The sequence below is a fragment of the Atribacter sp. genome, assembly GCF_035418125.1.
In the GTDB taxonomy this organism is placed as follows: Bacteria; Atribacterota; Atribacteria; order Atribacterales; family Atribacteraceae; genus Atribacter; species Atribacter allofermentans.
This window is the reverse complement of the sequence record NZ_DAOLQM010000249.1, coordinates 1-3,163: the sequence shown is the minus strand read 5'-3', so window position 1 is coordinate 3,163 and position 3,163 is coordinate 1. Positions and strand designations below refer to the sequence as shown.

Below are 3,163 nucleotides of genomic sequence, written 5' to 3'. Positions count from 1 at the left end.
GCGAGGAACGTAGTGACGTGGCAATCTCATTTAGCCATTCTTTTTTCGCCCCCTCACCCTTTCGCCCCCTCTCCCCCTCAGTCTTTTTTAATGGGAGAAGGTGAGGATGAGAGTGAAAGATTGGAATGAGATCCTCACGGCTTCTGAATACGAAGCCTCAGGATGACGTCATTTTTATTTAATGCTTTATTTACATGATAGACAAAAAGACACCTCACTTTTTGTTGATTGGTTTGTTGTCTATGTTAATTTGATCCCAATCTCTGTCTATCCATCACCCTTTTCTGATATTTTATATTTTTTATTGAGTCACAAATAACAAAAAAATGATATACTATTCTCAAAATATAATAAAAAGTGTTGCTCTTAATCTTCAACTTAACAGGAGATTAAGAAATTATATTTTAAAATGGAGGGGTTTTTATGTTTAAGAAGTTGTTGTTATCCTTATTAGTAATGCTGCTTTTTGCTTCAATTTCAATAGCTGCTCCGGTTAAGTTGGTTGTAGTTGGTGATGCTGGCCATAATCTAAAGCCCTTTGATTGGTATGCCAATGATATAAAGGAAAAATTTGATGTTGAATTACAGGTCATTGGCGTTCCCTTTGGAGAATTGTACGAGAAAGAAAAAGTAGAATTAATTGCTGGAACCGGTGCTTATGATATTTTAATCGTATACCCAAGATTTTTAACGGAATTCGCAGCGAATGGCTGGCTGTATCCCTTTGAAGAACTCGCTCAAAAATATGATCCGCTTCTTGATGATGTAACACCTGGATATCGAGATTTTTACTGTAAATATGGTGGAAAACTCTTTGCTCTCCCCTTTGACGGAGACATTCTTAATCTTTACTATCGAAAAGACTTGATTGAAAATGAGAAAGAAAAAGCCAATTTCAAGGAAAAATATGGATACGACTTAAAAGTACCCGAAACCTGGGATGAATATCTTGTTGTTGCTGAGTTTTTCAACCGTAAAGCCGGTGAAAGCCTTGGCGATCAAGTATTGGAGCGAGATTTCTATGGAACCGCCTACTATGGACAGAAGGACAATTTGTTTGCTTGGTGGGGCAATATTTTTGCCGGTTATGGTGGAGTCTATTTTGATGAAGAAACCCTGGAACCAGGGATTAACTCTGAGGCTGCACTAAAAGCTCTTGAAATGAACATAAAAATTCATCAATTTTGCCCACCTGACGTGCTCGCTTATGGATACGAAGAATTGAAAGATATTTATTTAAACGGTGATTGCTTCATGATTGTTCAATGGCCTTGTGTTGGGAAAAAAGGAGCGGATCCGGCTCAATCAAAAATTGTGGGGAAAGTCGGAGTATCACACGTTCCAGGTGTTGAAACTGATGGGGAAATTTACTTCCGGGCTCTCATGCCTTGCGGGAGAGTTTTAGCCATCGCTAACGATTCAAGGAATCAGGAAACGGCTTTTAAGGTAATTCATTATCTTTCTACTGTTACCAGTATGGATGATGTATCAACCGCAGAAACCGGACTCGATCCCTACCGCTATTCCCACTTTGAGCATCCAGAAGAATATGATATGTTTGAGAACGTTGAAGATGCTCGCATCTATCTTGAAGGTGTCCAAAAGAACATGGAAAAAGGTTATCCGGAGATGGTTCTCCCCGGAACGGTTGAATATGAAGAAACTCTTGGGGTTGAACTGATTAAGGCCCTTTCAGGAGAAAAGGATGCTAAGCAAGCTCTCGATGATGCGGCCCAGCAGTGGAAAGAAATAACCGATCGATTAGGCTATGAAAAACAGAAAGAGATGTTCCAAGCACTGGTTAGAGGGTGGAAAGAAGCTGGTCTTTGGTAATTTGTTGAGGATTTGAATTGAATTTGACTACCGGGCGCTTAACCCGGTAGTCAAATTTTTTAGAGGGGGGTGTTTTCCTTAGTTAAGCAGGTAAAACTAATCGGATTCTTTTTTGTTCTTCCAACTATTATTCTGCTTTTAGTGATCTCAATTTTTCCTTTGATTTATTCCTTTTGGTTGAGTCTCTGCCAGTGGAACATTGGGACTGGTGGGGAACGGATGTTTATCGGAGTCCACAATTATCTTAATCTGCTTACCGATGAGCGCTTCTGGAATGCCATGAAAAATACTGGTTTAGAGCTTATTTTGGGGGTTGGAGTACAATTTTTAATCGGCTTAGGCATTGCTCTACTCTTAAATCGCACCTTTCGAGGTAAAAATTTAATTACAACCCTCTATCTCCTTCCAATGATGATTTCACCAGTTGTTGTTGGTTGCATCTGGAGAATTATTTACCATTATCAGTACGGTCCTTTAAATTATATTTTCAACCAGGTTAGAATCGCTTCGGTTAATTGGTTAGGGAGTGGAACAGTTTCAATTTTTTCGATTATTATTGCCGACATATGGGAATGGACTCCCTTTATGATGATTACCCTGCTCGCCGGCTTGCAGGCAATTCCTGATGAACTTTATGAAGCAGCCCGAGTGGATGGTGCGACTCGTTGGCAGACTTTTTCAGCATTGGTGGTTCCTCTGCTCACTCCGGTTATGATTGTAGTCCTCCTCATTCGAATAATGGATGCTTTTAAAATTTTCGATTTGGTTGTTTTGCTGACAATGGGAGGTCCTGGTCAATCATCAGAAACCGTATCGTTTTTTAATTATTTGACCGGTTTTAAGTACTTTAATATGGGTTATGCCTCGGCCATGGCATATTTTCAGTTGCTCATCATCGTCATCATTGCCAATATTTTTCTCAAATCTTGGAAGAGGAGGGAAATGATTTGAATCGGATAGAAAGGAGGTTTAACAGTTTTATTATTTTAGTCATCATTGTTCTACTTCTAGTATCTTTAAGTCCTTTTATTTGGAATTTTATGACTTCATTTAAGGATAAAGGCGAATATTTTACTTATCCACCGGTTTTCATTTCTCAAACCATCAATTTTGAACATTACACTCAAGCCTGGAACCTGGGAGCGGGAAAAGGAATTCAAGACAGCTTAATCATTACGGTTTTTACTACTTTAATTGCCTTAGTTCTTGGTTCCCTGGCTGCATATGCTTTAGCCCGTTTTAAAATTGGAGGAGAAAACCTGGCATTTTGGATTTTGTCTATTCGTATGATGCCCCCTGTTGCATCGATTCTCCCTCTTTTCCTTTTTTT

General features: G+C 39.2%; 3 protein-coding genes. All 3 read left to right on the top strand.

Annotated features, from left to right (window positions below; all coding sequences use genetic code 11):
* Positions 1–423: 423 nt before the first annotated feature.
* Complete coding sequence (locus PLK24_RS10040; RefSeq protein WP_324478749.1) at positions 424–1,833, top strand: extracellular solute-binding protein; 1,410 nt, start codon at positions 424–426, stop codon at positions 1,831–1,833.
* A 69-nt stretch (positions 1,834–1,902) separates the two neighbouring features.
* Complete coding sequence (locus PLK24_RS10035) at positions 1,903–2,784, top strand: carbohydrate ABC transporter permease (RefSeq protein ID WP_324478746.1); 882 nt, start codon at positions 1,903–1,905, stop codon at positions 2,782–2,784.
* Positions 2,781–3,163 (top strand): hypothetical protein (locus PLK24_RS10030; protein ID WP_324478744.1); only part of this gene is annotated, 383 nt, incomplete at its 3' end. The genes PLK24_RS10035 and PLK24_RS10030, both read left to right, overlap by 4 nt.

What these genes read in the sequence shown, in the direction of transcription:
- PLK24_RS10040 (WP_324478749.1), top strand. Translation starts at nt 424, where the DNA reads ATGTTTAAGAAGTTGTTGTTATCCTTATTAGTAATGCTGCTTTTTGCT.